This window comes from Acinetobacter piscicola (assembly GCF_002233755.1).
Classification (GTDB): domain Bacteria; phylum Pseudomonadota; class Gammaproteobacteria; order Pseudomonadales; family Moraxellaceae; genus Acinetobacter; species Acinetobacter piscicola.
Window position 1 is genome coordinate 36203 of sequence record NZ_NIFO01000006.1, and the last position, 18562, is coordinate 54764.

Consider the following 18562-nt stretch of genomic DNA (forward strand, 5'->3'; position numbering starts at 1 on the left):
ATACGAACCTGCATATTTAACTGGATTTGTTTATATTTTATACTATTTTGTATTTTTTTAAATAATTCTCTCGAAATTTTATTGATTTATAAGTGATTGAAATTTTATTTATAAATCATTCAAAAAAAAGGAATAGTTTTAAAAATAAGCGGATGGTAAATAATCAATAAAAACCCAGCGAGAAACCTTGACTTTGTTCGCTAAAACTACAAAAATGCTTGCTTTAGTTTCAGATGTTTTATTCGATCACCCTTCGAATAAAAGTATCAAAGCAGGCAATAACGTTTTCTCTAAGCCGAGAAAACGAACCTAACCGAAAAATGTTTATCCCAACATATTTCAGTGATTCATATAGCTCAAACGGCTGTGCGAAGATTTTATTATTTATTGCTGCAAAAACTTTTAAATATGTGTGCTATAACAGAGCGCACAATCAACGAATGAAAACACAGACTATGTCTCCCATAGGGCTGTGGAAAAAAGATTAGGGTGAATACGTTGGAACTTTTATCTGGTGGTGAAATGCTAGTTCGTGCATTGGCGGACGAAGGCGTTGAACATGTTTTTGGATATCCAGGCGGCGCAGTATTACATATTTATGATGCGCTATTTAAACAAGATAAAATCAATCATTATCTCGTACGTCATGAGCAAGCTGCTGGTCATATGGCAGATGCTTATTCACGCGTAACGGGCAAAACAGGCGTGGTGCTCGTCACTTCTGGACCTGGCGCAACAAATACCGTAACACCAATTGCAACAGCTTATATGGACTCAATCCCAATGGTGATTTTGTCTGGTCAAGTTGCATCGCATTTGATTGGTGAAGACGCTTTCCAAGAAACGGATATGGTCGGTATTTCTCGTCCGATCGTAAAACACAGTTTCCAAGTGCGTCATGCGAGTGAAATTCCTTCAATTATTAAAAAAGCATTTTATATTGCATCTTCTGGTCGTCCGGGACCTGTTGTTGTTGATATTCCTAAAGATGTAACTAATCCTGCTGAAAAATTTGCTTACGAATATCCTGATAAAGTGAAAATGCGCTCTTATCAGCCACCTCAAAGAGGTCATTCAGGTCAAATTCGTAAAGCTATTGAAGAACTGATTAACGCTAAACGCCCTGTTATTTATACAGGTGGTGGTGTTGTTCAGGGGAATGCTTCTGGATTATTGACTGAATTAGCACATTTATTAAATTACCCAGTGACCAATACCTTGATGGGCTTGGGTGGTTTTCCTGGTAATGATGAGCAATTCATTGGCATGTTGGGTATGCACGGGACTTATGAAGCCAATATGACCATGCATAATGCAGATGTTATTTTGGCAATCGGTGCGCGTTTTGATGACCGTGTAACCAATAACCCTGCTAAATTCTGTACCAATGCTAAAGTGATTCATATTGATATCGATCCTGCGACGATTTCAAAAACAATCATGGCACATATTCCAATTGTGGGTGCGGTAGAACCTGTACTTCAAGAAATGTTGGTTCAATTGAAACAAATGAATGTTTCAAAACCAAATCCTGAAGAGATCGCAGCATGGTGGGCACAGATCAATGAATGGCGCAAAGTTCATGGTTTACGTTATGAACCTGGCGTTGATGGTGTGATGAAACCACAACAAGTGGTTGAAGCATTGGATCGTATTACCAATGGTGAAGCGATCATTACTTCAGACGTTGGTCAGCATCAAATGTTTGGTGCAATGTATTATAAATACAAGCGTCCTCGCCAATGGATCAACTCAGGTGGTCTAGGCACGATGGGTGTAGGCTTGCCATACGCAATGGCAGCTAAGCTTGCTTTCCCTGATCAGCAAGTAGTGTGTATCACTGGTGAAGCATCGATTCAGATGTGTATCCAAGAGTTATCGACCTGTAAGCAATATGGCATGAATTTTAAAATTTTATGCTTAAATAACCGTGCTTTAGGTATGGTTAAACAATGGCAAGATATGAACTATGAAGGACGTCATTCAAGTTCTTATATCGAGTCATTGCCTGATTTTCCAAAATTAATGGAAGCTTACGGTCATGTAGGTATTCAAATTGATCATGCGGATGAGCTTGAATCTAAGCTTCAAGAAGCAATGGCAATTAATGATAAATGTGTATTCATCAATGTGATGGTTGACCGTACAGAGCATGTATATCCAATGCTTATTGCAGGTCAATCTATGCAAGATATGTGGTTGTCTAAAGGGGAGCGTACTGAATGAGACATATTATTTCTGTACTCGTTGAAAACGAAGCTGGTGCGCTTTCTCGTCTAGTTGGTTTGTTTAGTCAGCGTAACTACAATATTGAAACACTGAATGTTGCACCTACTGAAGACCCAACGTTGTCGCGTTTAACGCTGACAACGTATGGTGATGATCACAAAATTGAACAGATTACCAAGCAACTCAATAAATTAGTTGAGGTTGTTAAAGTTGTTGATTTGTCTGAAGGCGCACATATTGAACGTGAACTAATGCTGATTAAAGTCAAGGCATTAGGTTCTGCGCGAGCTGAAATTAAGCGTACAGCTGATATTTTCCGTGCTCAAGTTGTCGATGTAACACCGACGACTTATACCATTCAAATTGCAGGTACAACAGAGAAGATCGATGGTTTTATTGATGCGCTTGCTGAAAATACAATTTTAGAAGTTGTGCGTTCAGGTGTATCTGGTATTGCTCGTGGTGAAAAAGTACTTTCACTCTAGTTTTATCTCAATCAGTGATTAATATTTGATTTTTTATTCCCTCATGTATAACCTCTCCTGACAATTGGAGAGGGACTTAGACTAGAAGATTCCAAACAAAAATCTTCAGGATAAGAAGAGGAAACACAGCATTTTAGCGGAGACAGCAATGCAAATTTTTTATGATAAAGACTGCGACTTATCTATCATCCAAGGTAAAAAAGTAGCGATCATTGGTTATGGTTCACAAGGTCATGCACACGCACTTAACCTTAAAGATTCTGGCGTAGATGTAACTGTTGGTTTACGTGCAGGTTCTACTTCTTGGAAGAAAGCTGAGAATTCAGGTCTTAAAGTTGCTGAAGTTCCTGCTGCAGTTGCTCAAGCTGACGTAGTTATGATTTTGACTCCAGATGAGTTCCAATCTCAACTTTATCGTGATGTGATTGAACCTAATATCAAAGAAGGTGCAACTTTAGCATTTGCTCATGGTTTTGCTGTTCTTTATAACCAAGTTGTACCACGTGCAGATTTAGATGTAATCATGATTGCGCCTAAAGCACCTGGTCATACTGTACGCTCTGAATTCCAACGTGGTTCAGGTGTTCCAGATCTAATTGCAATTCACCAAGATGCTTCTGGTAATGCACGTAATTTAGCGCTTTCTTATGCTTCAGGCGTAGGTGGTGGTCGTACTGGTATCATCGAAACTTCTTTCCGTGAAGAAACTGAAACTGACTTATTCGGTGAGCAAGCAGTTCTTTGTGGTGGTGCTGTTGAATTGGTTAAAATGGGCTTTGAAACTTTAGTTGAAGCAGGTTATTCACCTGAAATGGCTTACTTCGAATGCTTACACGAACTTAAATTGATTGTTGATTTAATGTTTGAAGGCGGTATCGCGGACATGAACTATTCAGTATCTAACAATGCTGAATATGGCGAATATGTAACAGGTACTGAAGTGATTAACGAACAATCTCGTGAAGCGATGCGTAATGCGCTTAAACGTATTCAATCTGGTGAATACGCGAAGATGTTCATTAACGAAGGTGCATTGAACTATCCTTCTATGACTGCGCGTCGTCGTCAGAATGCAGCACATGGTATCGAAGTTACAGGTAACAAGTTACGTGCGATGATGCCTTGGATTCAAGCAAACAAGATTGTAGATAAAGAAAAGAACTAATTTTTAGTTTTCTTGTAAAAACCCACTCCTTTGAGTGGGTTTTTTTGTGATAAATTACACATTCTTGATCATTTGAATGCCGTACTAAATCATGAAAACACAATTCTTTGTCGCAATGACCACATTATCAATTTCATGCTTTGGTTTTGCAGAAACAGTACCGTCAGCGATAAATACTGAACTCAAACCATTCAGTGGTGTGCGCGTATCTATGCAACGTATGCTCAAATCGAGTGAAGGGCGATACTTTATGAGTTTATATGCAGGAATTGCCAATCCGCATGCGACATTGATTGATTTGATGAATAGTACAACAATTGGTTTTAAAGGTACGCAAAAGGGAGATCAGTTAGATTTAAAATCAATGAGTGATAATTCTGTGGATGCAGTAAATCACAGTTATCAACTGACAGGTATATTGAATGCAAATACAGGTTTGTTTAAAGCATCTTTATCGGATCATTCAAATGCTATTGGTCAATCTATACAGTTTGAACCCGCTTTTAAAGTAAGCAATAAACCTGTGTTTATTTTTAAGTTTTATGGACTGATTGATCCGAATAGCCCTTATGGGAAAAACTTAAAACGTGTAGATGTTTTGAATAAAAATAACAATACGGTTGTACAGAGCTTAACGGGATTTAACGCTTATCCGAATAGTATTGGTTATATGGATATAAACTTTGATGGTTATTACGATTTAATTTTATCAGATGTGGCACAAGGTCGAACTGTGGATGAAAAGCGCTATGTTTATTGGATATATAATCCTAAAACAAAACAATTTCAGCGTTCTCCACAATTAGAAAAAATTGTTGGCTTTCCTAATTTACAGGGTGAAAAACAACAAATTGATTTTGGAAATGGGCAGGTTTATCAAGTTGAAAATGGATTGTTGAATCGTATTTCGAATAACAATTGATGTGGGTAAAGCAAGCTGAATTTACAGGCTAAATTCAGCTTTTTGGACGTAAATCATGATTTAAAATAATGAACAATACTTAATTCTAAGTAGTTTTGAATTTGTTTTAAATAAGCAGTAAGAGTGATAGTAAAAAGTAGTAAAAGATGGCTATTTAAAGCGCTTTCTCTTTTAATTTTGTGGTTGTGCGCTAGCGTGTGTTTCCTGTTCTGGATAAAAAGCATCTGTTAAATCTTGCCCCAAATATTGAACACGAATTTTTCTTACCAGTTCCATACGCTCTGCATTTTGCGTGGTTTCAGGTTTGATTTGTTTTGCGAATTGTTCAGCCTGTTCTTGATAATTTATATAACGCTCTAACGCATCTAAAAGTAGCGCTTCATTGAACTGTTTTTTTTGTGCATCAGGAGGCAAGGTAGCTTGCTTTTCTTGCAAAATATGTTGTGCAAGCGCCATAACACCAGTTTTACCAACCTGTGGATAAACGACGAGTAAGTAATCAAAAGTATCTTTAATATTTGAATTGATAATGAGTTGCTCGTCTTGAGTAAATTCCCAATTTGCTAAAATTTGCGTGCCTTTTAATAATGGATGTTGCTCAAGTGCTATCTGTGCTTGTGGTAGAAATGTAGATAATTTATCAGCCTTCTGAGATGATTGTGGTTGTTTTTCAGTGGTTAATATGGGTGCTGAAGAATTTGTGTTTTGTGTCGGTATTTGTTTTGATGAGGAGTTTTTTGATTGATCAAACGCTTCTGTTGGTGTTGTTTGATTGAAATAGAAATATAGCAATATACTGAGAATAGTGATCAAACCAATGATGAAATATACTTTTTTCATATGATGTCTTTAATGATAACAGTAGAATATTTGAATAAAAATTAGTTGAAAGTGGATAAAAGAAAAGAACGAATTCCTTTCTTTTATCGCATATTAATCAATGCGTTTATAAGCCGATATTTTTAAGTCGATTGACGTGGGCTTTGTACACAATGATAGGGTTCGGTGCAAAAAGACCAACTAAGCCATTGGTTTGATTGACTTCATCTAAATGATTCCATGGAATATTATCTTGTAGAACATATCCAAAATGTGTTGAACAACGATTGATCCAACCATCATTAGGCTGTGTAGAAAGTAATGACTGTGCGAACATCCATGGATCGGTAATGTCAAAGCCATTGGTGAGCACAGCAGTTCCACCCATAGAGTATAAATAATGTCCATTATTATATGGCGTAGCTTGAGAACCACAGTTACTCACTACACCTTTAGGGTAAATTTGATTAAACGCTCGGATACCTACGGTACTGGTTGAGTTTAAATAAGCTTGTTTATCTTGGGGTAAATTATGTCCATCCAATGTATTGCTGATACCGCCAACGAGCTCATACATCCAATCCAGTATCGATGTCCATGGATTAGCTAATGCATAATCTGATGGAAAAGAGCCATCATTTGGGGCGCCTATTGTTGTCACTGAAGCAACCCAGTCAGGATGTTTTGCCATGACATAACGTGCATCAATTCCACCATGACTGTGACCAATTAAGTTGAACTTGGTATAGCCGTGTTGTTGGCGTAAATTCTCAAGAAATGCAATGGTTTGTTCACCACGTACTTCTGTGGAGTTGACTGCTGAACGTGTAGGTGCATAAACAACGGCGCCTTCTTGGCGAAGCGCGTCAGGAATACCATAAAAATAATCTGAACCTAACAAATGTTCAGAACCTAAAAAACCATGGAGTAGAATGACTGGATATCTCGTTTGGTCGTACGTTCCAGCAAAGGTAAAAGATGCATAAAAACTAAATAAGAAAAAGGTCATTAACTGTTTGAATAATAATTGAAAGGGGGGGATTCGCTGAGTCATAGTGAATGTTCCTTGAGCTATGTTAAATTTTATTGGCATTGAAATAAAAATAAATATGCTAGTTATTGTTGATGTCAAAAACCTAATCACAAAATCCAACTAAAGTTGGAATAAATTCATCATAATGTATATAGATTCATATTATTAGTTAATTCCGATAATCTGTTCTGTATTTGATTTTCTTTATTGAAAGTATATTTCTTAGGCGTCTGATGATGCTTCAGGTTGGATTATGCGTTCTATTTTAGAATGCGCATAATCTTAGAAAAAGTTGTTTGTAAATAAAAAATCATCTTTTTGAAATTTTAAAAGTAAACACATTTATATAGTAATTGGAAGTGTGATTTATTTTACATTTTTAAGTATTTTAAAGATTTATTTTATTATCTTTTTAATTTCATTTATTTTAATTTCGAAAACTATTATTTAAAATAATAAACAATACTTAATTTTAAGTAGTTTTTATTTGTTATTAAAAATAATTTTGTTATTTTATTAATTAATATTTTTGTTGAAAATAAATACATAATGAATTGATTGTTATAAGTTTATTTATTTTTAAATTTTCATTTATTTTAAAATTTTAATATTTTTTTCATTAAATTTATAATCTACTTATTTTTAGTGATTCTCATAATTAGCTCTTCGTTTTATAAATTAATCATCCTTTAATTGGAAAGGATTAATTCAACAAGTTGGGGATTACATTATGAACGTGTTTACAAAATCTTTACTTGCTACACTAGTGTTGGGTGCTGCTTCAACTGCAATCTATGCTGAAGATGATGCAGGTAGTGCAGATCGCGGAGGTCGTCCACCGTCAGGTTGTGGTGAAACTTGTACTGGGCAAATTCCAATTGAATTAACAGTCAAAAAACATTGTGACTTGGATGTTTTAACAAGCAAAATTACATTAGAAGATGGTGGTGCTGGCTCAGGGCAGTTTAAAGTGGGTGCCAATGCTCCTTATAACTTAGAAGTATCTACACTCAATGGTTCAAAAGTGAAAATGGGTGCAAATGAAATACCAATCACTGTAACCACAAAATTAGCAGGTAGTGCGACAAATATTCCTTTAAATACTCCTCAAAACAATATTGCTGTGGCATTGGGTGGTTGGAATACTTATAACGTGAATGTCACCAGTGCTGCTGTTGGAATCAGCAAACCAGCGGGTGTGTATACAGACCAGTACAAGATCAGAGTCTATTTCTAACTCGTGTTGCTTAAATAAATCTATGTGAAAAGTAGACTCTATCTTTACGGTGGAGTCTACTCATTTGAAAAATAAAAAAAACAGGGGTTTTAGTTATGAATAAATTATTCAATGTGCTAGTGCTTGGAACAGTCTTGTTAAGCCCAAATCTCTATGCGGGTTTAAAAATTAGTCCGATCCAACTCTATATCTCAGAAAAGACCAGACAGCGCAGTGCGACAATCACACTGGAATCCAGTGGTCTTAAGGAAGCAAAAATATTTGAAATGTCTGCAGTGAAATGGACGCAGAATGACAAGAATGAGGATGTGCTTGAGCCAGATCCAACGATTTTAATCAACCCAAAAAACTTTGTTATTCAGCCAGAGAGTAAGCAGATTGTACGTGTTGGTTTTAGTCAACCCTTAGCTGCAATCGTAGCCCCGCAAGAAAAAACTTGGCGTATTATTTTTACTGAAGTACCTGCTGTTGCCACAGAAACCTCGGTGAGTTTTTTGTTTAATATCTCAGTCCCTTTATTTCTAGGAAATCAAGATAAAGAAAAACTGGATATTAAAACGGCATATAACCAAGATAATTTGGTGATGAATGTTAAAAATGATGCTAGCTCTCATCTACAGATTTTCAAAATTACAATTGTCGATGCCAATCAAAAAGAAGTTGCTGTCAGTAATGAAATGAGATACCTACTTCATGGACAACAATATACTTTTAATTTTGGCAAAGTGAAACTTAATAATTCAACACAATACACGTTAAAAATTGACACAGATAAAGATGAAAAACCTTTAGAAATGAAGTTGTAGGGGGATGCTATGTATGCACGAACTCTGCTTTTTATCCAATGTGTGTTGTGTGGAGTGGTAACAACGCAGGCAAATACGGATATTCCTCAAAATGTCACGATCAGTAACATTTGGTTAAATGGGATTGATCGAAATACTGAAACATTATTACTTGAAGAAAACCAATCAAAATATGTGGAATGTGCGGTTTTAGAGAAATTACAAATTTTGATTGCTAAACTTCAAAAAAATCCGGCACAAGCGCAATATTGTTTGGTGACAGATGGAAAAGTCAATGCTGAAGTCGATTTGGCATTGCAGTCAATCAAAATAGACCTTCCTGCGGATTATTTTGTCGGTAGTGATTTTGCTCAAGATAAGTCGATGCCAGATCCAGCACATTTTGGTGCTTTTCTAAATTATGAAATGTTTTATGGTAAAGATAACGATACTCATAGTTTTAGTACTTTGGCTGAGTTAGGGGTATTTAAAGATTATTGGTTATTTAAAAATGCCATGGTTTATCGAGACTCAGCGGAAGATCAAAAAGTTGTTCGTTTAAGTACCGTGCTTGATATTGATTTTCCTGAACGTTATACCCGGTTGACGGTAGGAGATACGACTACTGTTTGGAGTCCGCTAATGAATTCTTTTCGTTTCGGAGGGGTGACTTACGGTACTAACTTTACTGAGCATCCTGATTTTATTTACTGGAATATGCCTACCCTGAAAGGGAGTGCTTTATTACCATCTACCGTCGATCTTTATATTAACGGGGTGAATATTTATCAACAGTCTGTTACTCCAGGGCATTATGCACTTCAGTCTGGTGCGAATATTCAACAAGCGGGTGAGGCACAGATTGTTGTCGAAGATGTATTGGGGAATCGAACCGTTCAAAAATTCCCTGTTTATATCAATAGTCGTTTATTAAAACCTGATTTAAATGAATATAGTTTTTCACTGGGGAAAATTCGTTACGACTATGAGTATTCTGATGACGATTATCGTGAGTTTTTTTCAAGTGCATATTTTAGACGTGGGATTAGTGATCAGACGACGTTGGGATTCAATGCATCTTATAGTAAAGACTTACAAAATTTTGGATTACTTTGGACACAAGGGATTAGCCGCTTTGCTTTACTGGACCTGAGTGTTAGCGGAAGTCGTACATCATTAGATGAAGGATATTCTATAGGTGCTTCATTAACGCGAAGTGTAGGTAATCTTTCGATGGGTGTGAGTAGTAAATATTCAAATCCAACATATAAATCATTGGGTTATAGTGATTTTATTGAAACGACTAAATTTGATAATCTTGCTTATCTCAGTCTTTATAATGTGCCCTATCTGAATAATGTGAACTTTAACTATGTGGAAAGACGTTATCATGAAAATCCGCAATTTAGTTTTCCAGATACCAAAATACTCAATTTAGGTTTTACCAGAATGATTGGGAAAAAAATATCATTTTCAGCCAGTTATTTTAAAGAATTTCAAGATGATGGTAATGAAGGTGCTTTTTTTTCCTTTAGTTATTATTTTGATAACAATCGAAGTGTTTATGCAGATCATTCTACAGATAATGAAAGTCGATTGCGTTGGGTAAAAAATTCCCCTGTTCAAAATGGTATTGATTATTCATTGGGGGTGAATCAAAAAGATGGGGATGTTTCTTATAACAGTTATGCGATGTTTAAATCTACTTATGGGGATTTAGGTGTCAGTTATGATCGTAGTGCAGAAAATTTCTATAATGCCCAAGTCACTTATCGTGGTGCATTAACATTGTTGGGTGGTCATACTGCAATGACCAAGTATGTGGATAATGCTTTCGCTTTAGTTAAAGTTGGTGATTATGCCGATGTGGATGTATTCCGTTCATTATCACCAGTTGCAACAACACTGAAAGATGGATCTGTGTTTGTTCATAATATCGTGCCATATATTTCCTATGACTTATCTTTCGACCAAGATCAGATACCGATAGAGGATAAAATTGAATATGCTGATAAAAAACTTGTTGCGTTAAATCAACGTGGTTACGTGATTAATTTTCCGATTTACAAAACCAAACTCATGGTTGTGAAATTATTTACCCCTGATCACAAAACATTATCAAGAGCTTCAGAAGTCTATATTGATGACAATCGGCAAGAATTTTCCCCAGTTGATGCGGATGGCAAGGTTTACTTATATGGATTAAGACCAAGCAAATACCGTTTATTCGTGAAAACCTCTGGTGAACGTACCTGCAATGCACAACTCGATATTCCTCAAGAACGTTTGGAAGAAATGGCATCCAAAGTGATTGAGCTAGTTTGTGAATAAGTGATTTATTCATCAGCGCTTTTGAACAGGCATGGAGATGAAAATGAAAATATTTTTGTTGATGCTAGTAACGATCTTTATGGCAACATCAGGCTATGCACACCAGTGTAGTATGGGGGAAATGAGCGAAACCAATATGCGTTTGGGAAGTTATTACAAAAGCCAAACAGCAACCAGCTTTTCAGTGCGTTGTGATCAATCTTATTCGATTCGGTTTAGTAGTCTGAATTTGAACAGTAGTGATGGCAATAGCTTTGTCAGTAATGGTAAATATCGGTTGCGTACACGGATGAGCATTACAGGTGCAAATGCAAACCTTTGGAATGTTCCTTTGTCAGCGCAGGCTTCCAACCAAGGGCATAAGTATGTGGTTGCAGTCCAGTTAGAAGATCAGCCTTCTATACGAGTACCTGCGGGTAAATATAGAGATGTTATTTTTGTGAATTTGATGTTTTAACTTGATCAGTTAAAATTGATGGTTTAACCCATATAATGCCTTAGTTTTTTGAAAATTAAGGCATTATTGTATTTGGTGTAGTATTTTTTATTCCGACTGTCAAAAAAACGTCACGAAAAAATCATTAAAATGTAAGAAATAACACCTAATCTATTTAAAAATGAAGAGATTAGGTCGTATGAACAAGACGTACGCAGAAACCTTGCAGTTTAGACAACAAGAAGTACCCGATCATTTTAAATTCTATTTTAAACAAAAAAAGCAGAACATTACGACGCACAGTGAAAACTTGATTCGTGATTTAACCAAGCCACGTTTAAAAATAGCCATCGTGACAGAAACATGGCCGCCTGAAATCAACGGTGTTGCATTATCGCTACTACAACTTTGTAAGGGGTTGCAGAATCAGGGTCATAAAATTTTATTGATTCGACCTGAGCAAAAGCACAAATGTCATGACTTTTCCCCAAATAGAGAATGTTTGGTGAATGGGCAATCTATTCCCAAATATCCAGATATGAAATTTGGTTGGCCTCAATATTTAAAAGTATCCCAAGCGATTTCTTCTTTTGCGCCCGATGTGGTGCATATTGTGACAGAAGGCCCACTGGGTTTTACAGCTTTACATGCAGCGAAATCTAAGCAGATTCCAGTATCGAGTGGCTTTCATTCACAATTTCAAGAATTTAGTCGTTTTTTTGATTTGGCATTTTTGGTTCGACCAATTCAGAGTTATTTGCGCTGGTTTCATAACGCAACACAACTGACCTGCGTGCCTAGTCGTGATACTGAAATAGCACTGCGTGAATTTGGTGTGACTTGTCCTTTAGTCGTGGTCGGGCGTGGTATTGATACTGCGCGATTTTCAGCACAACGATATTCAGAAAAACTCAGACAGCAATGGGGTGTTAGTGATGATACGACGGTATTGCTTTATGTCGGCAGACTATCCTCTGAAAAAGAAATTAATGTCTTGATCGATGCTTATAGTGCATTAAAAAAACACACTCAAAAGAAAGTAAAGCTGGTATTGGTGGGGGATGGGCCAGATCGTACACGCTTAGAAAAAATGCAGGGTGCAGATCAGGTTGTCTTTATGGGGAGTTTGAGTGGCATACAACTTGCTGAAGCTTATGCAAGTGCCAATGCATTTGTTTTTGCTAGTCAAGTTGAAACCTTTGGTAATGTGGTGCTTGAAGCCATGGCAAGTGGTTTACCGATCATTGCTTATGATTATGCATGCGCACAATTGCATGTTAAGCACCAACAAACAGGTTGGTTAAGCCCATTAGGGCAAAAACACCAATTGACTCAGCACATCTTTGATTTGCCAGATAATCAAACGCTAAAACGTATGGGAAATATGGCGATGCAAGATGTGCAACATGTGGGATGGCAGCATCCTGTACAACAGTTTGAGCAGGCACTGTATCAAGTTACACAGGATGCGCTGTTGTTGACTTAGTTGATCTCTAATTCAAAGAGGAGAGTGACAATGAATTTTAAAAATACCAAAATAAAAATGCTCGATCTCGACTTAAAAGGTTGTTTATATCTCAATAATTTATCCCACACTCAAAGCATCGCAATATTCTTTAAGGTAATTAGCCGTTTAGGTGATGGTGGCTTTTGGTACACCATGTTGGCTTTAATTTGGCTGCAAATGGGTTTGGCATATGCGATTCAGATCATTTACGTGCTTATTGCTGGTTCTTTAGGAACAGTGATTTATAAGTTTTTAAAACATAAAACGGTAAGACCTAGACCTTATCAAGTACATCAGGTGATTATCATGGGTGAACGCCCATTGGATCATTTTAGCTTTCCCTCTGGGCATACCTTGCATGCCGTGATGGCAACGATTGTCTTTGGTTATATTCAGCCTTTATTACTTTTTATCATGCTACCTTTTACTGTTTTAGTCGCATTGTCACGTATGGTTTTAGGATTGCATTATCCAAGTGATGTGATAGTCGGTGCATTGATTGGAGCGAGTGTCGCAAGTCTAATCATTTTAAGTGCGCCTTTGTTTGGTGTGATTTTATAATGGTTCATTTCTGAAAAAGGCGAGTTTCTGAAAGCGGCGATATTTGGTACAGTAGTTATATTGAATTGAACTATTGAGCGAAGGAAGATCGAATGGGTTTACGTTGGACAGATACAATGGATATCGCCATTGAACTAAGTGAAGCACATCCAGATGTCGATCCACAATGGGTACGTTTTACCGATTTACATGCGTGGATTTGTGCTTTGCCTGATTTTAAAGATGATCCAACCAAGTCGACGGAAGGCTTGCTTGAAGCGATTCAAATGGCTTGGATTGATGAAGCGAATTGATGTTGAATCACAGTGTTAAAGCACTGTACATCGAAAAAACTATTTTTTTACAGATTAAAAGCAGCAAATGATCGATTATTCGGTATAATGCGCCAAAAATTTCGTGTCAAATTGACTTAAGGAGCCGATCATGGCTATTGAACGTACTTTATCTATCGTAAAACCAGATGCAGTTGCTAAAAACCACATTGGTGATATCTTCGCTCGTTTCGAAAAAGCTGGTCTTAAAATCGTTGCGACTAAAATGAAGCAACTTTCTCAAGCAGAAGCTGAAGGTTTCTATGCTGAACATAAAGAACGTGGTTTCTTTGCTGACTTAGTTGCATTCATGACTTCTGGTCCAGTTGTTGTATCTGTTCTTGAAGGTGAAAACGCAGTTCTTGCTCACCGTGAAATTCTTGGTGCTACAAACCCTAAAGAAGCTGCTCCTGGTACAATCCGTGCAGATTTCGCTGTAAGCATCGACGAAAATGCTGCACACGGTTCTGACTCAGTTGCATCTGCTGATCGTGAAGTTAACTACTTCTTCGCTCAAACTGAAGTTTGCCCACGTACTCGTTAATTCGACGTATTTAGGGTTTCTTTTACTCAATCATTAAATCTCCGATTTATGAATTGGTAACAGACCCGAAACCAGATAGGTGATATACTGCTTGTCTGGTTTTTTTATTTTTGTTGTATTTATTGTTCAATTGTTGATCAATACGTTTCATCCCATGACGTGTTTTAGGTAGTAATCACATGAATTCTGAAGTTGTCGCTTCATCGTTAAATCAAGATGAACAGCAGCCTGCATCATCTAAATTTGTTCAACTTGAGCAAGTAGAGAAAGTGAATTTACTTGGCATGTCACGTCCGCAATTGGAAAAATTCTTCGAAGATATCGGGGAGAAAAAATTCCGTGCAGGACAGGTGATGAAATGGATTCACCAGTTTTTTGTGCTTGATTTTGCTGAAATGACCAATATTTCAGGAAAATTACGTGAAAAATTAGAAAGAATTTGTGAAATCAAAGCACCAGAAGTAGTGCACCGTAATTATTCTAAAGATGGAACACGTAAATGGGTGTTCCGTGTTGGCGATGGTGATGGTTCTTTGGTTGAAACCGTGCTTATTCCAGCCGAGGATAAAACAGGTTTACGTAAAACTTTGTGTATTTCTTCACAAGTAGGTTGTGCATTGGATTGTTCATTCTGTTCAACAGGTAAACAAGGTTTCCAACGTGATTTGACGCCGGATGAAATTATCGGTCAGTTGTGGGTCGCAAACCATTCTTATATGGAAGATGTGCCTGTTGCAGAGCGTGAGCGTTCAGTGACCAATGTCGTGATGATGGGCATGGGCGAGCCTCTACTGAATTATGATGCTGTCTTGAGCTCAATGAATATCATGTTAGATGATTTTGCGTATGGTATGTCTAAGCGCCGTGTCACATTATCAACTTCAGGTGTGGTTCCAAAGATTGATCAGTTAGCTAAAGATATTGATGTCGCTTTGGCGATTTCTTTACATGCGCCAAATGATGAATTACGTAATGAATTGGTTCCAATTAATAAAAAATACCCATTAGAACAATTGATCGCAGCTTGTCAACGTTATATTACCAAAGATGGTAATGAAAGTTCGCGTAAGCACGTTACAATTGAATACGTGATGTTGGAGGGTGTGAATGATCATCCTGAACATGCACAACAAATGATTAAGTTATTGAAAAATTTACCAAGTAAAATTAATTTAATTCCTTTTAATCCATTTCCTCACGCACCGTATGGGCGTTCAAGTCGAAATCGTATTATTTCTTTTCAAAAAACTTTGTCTGATGCAGGATTTGTGTGTACGATTCGTCAGACACGTGGCGATGATATCGATGCAGCTTGTGGGCAATTGGTTGGACAAGTGGCAGATCGAACACGTCGTGCAGAACAATGGAAGAAGAAAGTTGCGGAACGTAATGAAATTATACGTTCGCAGGGTTAATTTATTTGTAGGATAAATCTACACAATGGAATATCGGGGGCAAGCTTTGAGAAAGTCGATGTATTCACAAACCATTGCTATTTTAGCGATTGGTTTATCTGCATTGGTACTACAGGCTTGCCAATCTACAGGCTCCGATACCATTACAAAAAAAGATCCTGAAAAAGCAGTTAAAGTTCGTACTCAACTTGCTGCTGAATATATTCGGACAGGTGATTTGGATGCTGCAAAGCGTTCATTGGATCAAGCTTTAGAAGCTGAACCAAGAGATTCGACTGCAAATATGATGATGGGTGTTTTGCTGCAACAAGAAGGCAGTAAAATCAGTATGGAAAAAGCGGATGGCTATTTTAAGCGCGCTATTTCCAATGACTCAAAAAATGCACAAGCCCGTAATAATTATGGAACATATTTATTTGTTGTTGAGCGCTATAATGACGCCATCGAACAGCTCCAGATAGCAGGTGCAACGCTTGGTTATGATCAACGTTATAAAGCACTAGAAAATTTAGGGCGTGTTTATCTTAAGGTTGGCGATGTAGCAAATGCTGAAAAAGCATTTAAACAAGCTTTGCAAGTCAATCGTGAATCCATTATTGCGATGGTGGAATTGTCTGAACTTTTTTATTTACAGCAAAAAAGTGCGCAAGCAAGTCAACTTTATGAGCAATATGTTCGTTTAGTAGGTCAGAATAACCAAGGTGCACGCGCACTTTGGATTGGTTTACGTATCGCTCGTGCCAATAATGACCAAATGGGAATGCAAGTATTGGTCAATCAACTCCGTGCTTTGTTCCCAGAAAGTCAAGAATATCAACGTTATTTGCAATTACAGTACAGTACTGAGGCCGTATGGAAGTAAATCCTAATTCACAGCAACCTACAGGTTCAAACGTAGCATCGAATGGTTTAGGAAATGTTCAACGTCCAGGTGAGTACTTGCGTCAAGTTCGAGTATCTAAGAACCTAGACATTAACGATGTTGCTTCAGAATTGAAAATGCCTGTAAAAACTTTACAAGCATTGGAACATGATGAATATAAATCATTACCTGAAGCAACATTTATTAAGGGTTATTATCGTTCTTATGCAAAGTATTTGAATGTCGATGCAACAGCAATCATTCAACGCTTCGATGAAATTTACCAAAATGATACGGGGCTTTTACCGAATCACGCTTTGAACAATTCCCCAATTAAAATTATGGGGAAACTCCCAGGTTCAAACCGAGATCGCAATAAAAAATGGTTAAAGCGTTTTTTTATCGCGCTGATCGCTATTGCCGTCATTTGGGCTTTGATTGCGGGAATTCAAAAGTGGACATCGAACAAGAACGTAGATGCTGATGTTAAGCCGCAAGAGTCTGATGTAGAAGTATTGAATTTAAACAATTCAGCTTCAACTTCTAGCGATCAAATGGTGTTGAATTTTAGCCATCCAACATCTGTACATATTGTAGATAGTACAGGTAAAGTTTTGGCAACTGGACGTCAATCGGCTACTTTAAATATCAGCGGGACTTCACCATTCGAAATTCGACTCGATGATGCAACTGCTGTGTCATTAAGCCTTAATAATGAACAGATTTCATTGTCACCATATACCGTGAACGGAAAAGCAGAATTCCGTTTGTCACGTTAATGGGCAAAGAGTAGAAAGATCATGATTGAGAACCCTATCAAACGCCGTCCTACACGTAAAATACGTGTAGGTTCAGTGTATGTCGGTGGTGATGCCCCGATTAGTATTCAAAGTATGACTAATACTGAAACTTGCGATGTTGATGCAACCGTTGCTCAAATTCAACGTTGTGCAGATGTTGGCGCAGATATCATGCGTGTTTCGGTACCTTCAATGGAAGCGGCGGAAGCTTTTGGTGAAATTCGTAAACGTGTGACAGTACCATTGGTTGCAGATATTCATTTCGATTATAAAATCGCTTTGAAAGTTGCAGATATGGGCGCAGATTGCTTACGTATTAATCCGGGTAATATTGGTTCTGAAGCCAAGATTCGTGAAGTCGTTGCTGCAGCTCGTCACCATGATATTTCTATACGTATTGGCGTGAATGCGGGTTCTTTGGAAAAAGATATTCAAAAGAAATATGGTGAGCCTACAGGTCAAGCTTTGCTTGAGTCTGCGATGCGTCATATTGATATTCTCGATCGTTTGAACTTTCATGAGTTTAAAGTATCTGTTAAAGCATCGAATGTGTTTTTAACAATGGATGCTTATCGTTTATTGTCACAACAGATTGATAATCCATTGCATTTGGGCGTAACTGAAGCAGGTGTGTATCGCACAGGTTCTGTGAAGTCTGCAATTGCATTGGGTGGTTTGTTGATGGAAGGTGTGGGTGACACCATGCGTATTTCATTGGCAGCTGAGCCAGAAGAGGAAGTTAAAATTGGTTTTGATATTTTAAAATCATTAGGACTTCGCTCGAATGGTATTAATTTCATCGCTTGTCCAAGTTGTTCACGTCAAGAATTTAACGTGATTAAAGTGATGCAAGCTTTGGAAGAGCGTTTAGAAGATATTCGCACACCAATGGATGTATCTGTCATTGGTTGTAAAGTAAATGGTCCAGGTGAAGCCAAAGAAGCCGATATTGGGGTGGTAGGTGCAAGTCCGCGCTCACTCGTGTATCGTAATGGTGAAAAGAGCCATTTAATAGATACGAATCAGTTGGTTGATGAAATCGAAACGATGGTTCGTCAACGTGTGCAAGAGCTTGAAGAAGCTAAAGCGAAAGAGATTATACGTACAAGTTTTTGAGTAA

At 37.4% G+C, this 18562-nt stretch carries 18 protein-coding genes; 16 read left to right on the forward strand and 2 right to left on the reverse strand.

The window, feature by feature from the left end; all coding sequences use genetic code 11:
• Positions 1-498: 498 nt before the first annotated feature.
• From CDA10_RS11010 to CDA10_RS11025, 4 genes are all read left to right on the forward strand, one after another.
• Positions 499-2226, forward strand: a complete 1728-nt coding sequence (locus CDA10_RS11010; protein WP_089605814.1) for an acetolactate synthase 3 large subunit — start codon at positions 499-501, stop codon at positions 2224-2226.
• Positions 2223-2714: an acetolactate synthase small subunit gene (gene ilvN, locus CDA10_RS11015; RefSeq protein WP_089605655.1), complete on the forward strand. Its 492-nt coding sequence runs from the start codon at positions 2223-2225 to the stop codon at positions 2712-2714. The genes CDA10_RS11010 and ilvN overlap by 4 nt, the downstream gene beginning before the upstream one ends.
• A 148-nt stretch (positions 2715-2862) precedes the next feature.
• Positions 2863-3879 (forward strand): ketol-acid reductoisomerase, encoded by a 1017-nt coding sequence (ilvC, locus tag CDA10_RS11020; protein ID WP_089605656.1) that lies wholly within the window; start codon positions 2863-2865, stop codon positions 3877-3879.
• A 91-nt stretch (positions 3880-3970) separates the two neighbouring features.
• The gene (locus tag CDA10_RS11025) at positions 3971-4801 is read left to right on the forward strand and encodes an XAC2610-related protein (protein WP_089605657.1); all 831 of its coding nucleotides are present in this window, start codon (positions 3971-3973) and stop codon (positions 4799-4801) included.
• 171 nt (positions 4802-4972) lie between these two features.
• On the opposite strand, the gene CDA10_RS11030 is transcribed toward CDA10_RS11025, so the two are convergent.
• Both CDA10_RS11030 and CDA10_RS11035 read right to left on the reverse strand, forming a co-directional pair.
• Positions 4973-5641, reverse strand: coding sequence for a hypothetical protein (locus CDA10_RS11030; protein ID WP_089605658.1), 669 nt, complete (start codon positions 5639-5641; stop codon positions 4973-4975).
• A gap of 106 nt (positions 5642-5747) precedes the next feature.
• Positions 5748-6674: an esterase/lipase family protein gene (locus CDA10_RS11035; protein WP_157909353.1), complete on the reverse strand. Its 927-nt coding sequence runs from the start codon at positions 6672-6674 to the stop codon at positions 5748-5750.
• A gap of 709 nt (positions 6675-7383) precedes the next feature.
• Between CDA10_RS11035 and CDA10_RS11040 the strand changes: the two genes are divergently transcribed.
• From CDA10_RS11040 to ispG, 12 genes are all read left to right on the forward strand, one after another.
• A complete protein-coding gene (locus tag CDA10_RS11040) occupies positions 7384-7890 on the forward strand; it encodes a hypothetical protein (RefSeq protein ID WP_089605660.1) in 507 nt (168 codons plus the stop codon).
• 95 nt (positions 7891-7985) lie between these two features.
• Complete coding sequence (locus CDA10_RS11045) at positions 7986-8696, forward strand: fimbrial biogenesis chaperone (RefSeq protein WP_089605661.1); 711 nt, start codon at positions 7986-7988, stop codon at positions 8694-8696.
• 9 nt (positions 8697-8705) lie between these two features.
• Positions 8706-11006: a fimbria/pilus outer membrane usher protein gene (locus CDA10_RS11050; RefSeq protein ID WP_089605662.1), complete on the forward strand. Its 2301-nt coding sequence runs from the start codon at positions 8706-8708 to the stop codon at positions 11004-11006.
• Positions 11007-11049: 43 nt separating this feature from the next.
• Positions 11050-11463 carry a hypothetical protein gene (locus CDA10_RS11055; protein WP_089605663.1) on the forward strand — a complete coding sequence of 138 codons (414 nt, stop codon included), beginning with the start codon at positions 11050-11052 and terminating at the stop codon, positions 11461-11463.
• 178 nt (positions 11464-11641) lie between these two features.
• A complete protein-coding gene (locus CDA10_RS11060) occupies positions 11642-12928 on the forward strand; it encodes a glycosyltransferase family 4 protein (protein ID WP_089605664.1) in 1287 nt (428 codons plus the stop codon).
• A gap of 30 nt (positions 12929-12958) precedes the next feature.
• Positions 12959-13510 (forward strand): phosphatase PAP2 family protein, encoded by a 552-nt coding sequence (locus CDA10_RS11065; RefSeq protein WP_089605665.1) that lies wholly within the window; start codon positions 12959-12961, stop codon positions 13508-13510.
• 92 nt (positions 13511-13602) lie between these two features.
• A complete protein-coding gene (iscX, locus tag CDA10_RS11070) occupies positions 13603-13803 on the forward strand; it encodes a Fe-S cluster assembly protein IscX (RefSeq protein ID WP_089605666.1) in 201 nt (66 codons plus the stop codon).
• A 130-nt stretch (positions 13804-13933) separates the two neighbouring features.
• The gene (gene ndk / locus CDA10_RS11075) at positions 13934-14365 is read left to right on the forward strand and encodes a nucleoside-diphosphate kinase (protein WP_089605667.1); all 432 of its coding nucleotides are present in this window, start codon (positions 13934-13936) and stop codon (positions 14363-14365) included.
• A gap of 179 nt (positions 14366-14544) precedes the next feature.
• A complete protein-coding gene (gene rlmN / locus CDA10_RS11080) occupies positions 14545-15780 on the forward strand; it encodes a dual-specificity RNA methyltransferase RlmN (RefSeq protein WP_089605668.1) in 1236 nt (411 codons plus the stop codon).
• A 58-nt stretch (positions 15781-15838) separates the two neighbouring features.
• On the forward strand, positions 15839-16642 hold the full coding sequence (gene pilW / locus CDA10_RS11085) for a type IV pilus biogenesis/stability protein PilW (protein ID WP_089605669.1): 804 nt from the start codon (positions 15839-15841) through the stop codon (positions 16640-16642).
• Positions 16633-17421 (forward strand): helix-turn-helix domain-containing protein, encoded by a 789-nt coding sequence (locus CDA10_RS11090; RefSeq protein WP_089605670.1) that lies wholly within the window; start codon positions 16633-16635, stop codon positions 17419-17421. The genes pilW and CDA10_RS11090 overlap by 10 nt, the downstream gene beginning before the upstream one ends.
• 21 nt (positions 17422-17442) lie before the next feature.
• Positions 17443-18558, forward strand: coding sequence for a flavodoxin-dependent (E)-4-hydroxy-3-methylbut-2-enyl-diphosphate synthase (gene ispG, locus CDA10_RS11095; protein WP_089605671.1), 1116 nt, complete (start codon positions 17443-17445; stop codon positions 18556-18558).
• Positions 18559-18562 lie beyond the last annotated feature (4 nt).

What these genes read in the sequence shown, in the direction of transcription:
- ilvN (WP_089605655.1), top strand. Translation starts at nt 2,223, where the DNA reads ATGAGACATATTATTTCTGTACTCGTTGAAAACGAAGCTGGTGCGCTT.
- ilvC (WP_089605656.1), top strand. Translation starts at nt 2,863, where the DNA reads ATGCAAATTTTTTATGATAAAGACTGCGACTTATCTATCATCCAAGGT.
- CDA10_RS11025 (WP_089605657.1), top strand. Translation starts at nt 3,971, where the DNA reads ATGAAAACACAATTCTTTGTCGCAATGACCACATTATCAATTTCATGC.
- CDA10_RS11030 (WP_089605658.1), bottom strand. Translation starts at nt 5,641, where the DNA reads ATGAAAAAAGTATATTTCATCATTGGTTTGATCACTATTCTCAGTATA.
- CDA10_RS11035 (WP_157909353.1), bottom strand. Translation starts at nt 6,674, where the DNA reads ATGACTCAGCGAATCCCCCCCTTTCAATTATTATTCAAACAGTTAATG.
- CDA10_RS11040 (WP_089605660.1), top strand. Translation starts at nt 7,384, where the DNA reads ATGAACGTGTTTACAAAATCTTTACTTGCTACACTAGTGTTGGGTGCT.
- CDA10_RS11045 (WP_089605661.1), top strand. Translation starts at nt 7,986, where the DNA reads ATGAATAAATTATTCAATGTGCTAGTGCTTGGAACAGTCTTGTTAAGC.
- CDA10_RS11050 (WP_089605662.1), top strand. Translation starts at nt 8,706, where the DNA reads ATGTATGCACGAACTCTGCTTTTTATCCAATGTGTGTTGTGTGGAGTG.
- CDA10_RS11055 (WP_089605663.1), top strand. Translation starts at nt 11,050, where the DNA reads ATGAAAATATTTTTGTTGATGCTAGTAACGATCTTTATGGCAACATCA.
- CDA10_RS11060 (WP_089605664.1), top strand. Translation starts at nt 11,642, where the DNA reads ATGAACAAGACGTACGCAGAAACCTTGCAGTTTAGACAACAAGAAGTA.
- CDA10_RS11065 (WP_089605665.1), top strand. Translation starts at nt 12,959, where the DNA reads ATGAATTTTAAAAATACCAAAATAAAAATGCTCGATCTCGACTTAAAA.
- iscX (WP_089605666.1), top strand. Translation starts at nt 13,603, where the DNA reads ATGGGTTTACGTTGGACAGATACAATGGATATCGCCATTGAACTAAGT.
- ndk (WP_089605667.1), top strand. Translation starts at nt 13,934, where the DNA reads ATGGCTATTGAACGTACTTTATCTATCGTAAAACCAGATGCAGTTGCT.
- rlmN (WP_089605668.1), top strand. Translation starts at nt 14,545, where the DNA reads ATGAATTCTGAAGTTGTCGCTTCATCGTTAAATCAAGATGAACAGCAG.
- pilW (WP_089605669.1), top strand. Translation starts at nt 15,839, where the DNA reads ATGTATTCACAAACCATTGCTATTTTAGCGATTGGTTTATCTGCATTG.
- CDA10_RS11090 (WP_089605670.1), top strand. Translation starts at nt 16,633, where the DNA reads ATGGAAGTAAATCCTAATTCACAGCAACCTACAGGTTCAAACGTAGCA.
- ispG (WP_089605671.1), top strand. Translation starts at nt 17,443, where the DNA reads ATGATTGAGAACCCTATCAAACGCCGTCCTACACGTAAAATACGTGTA.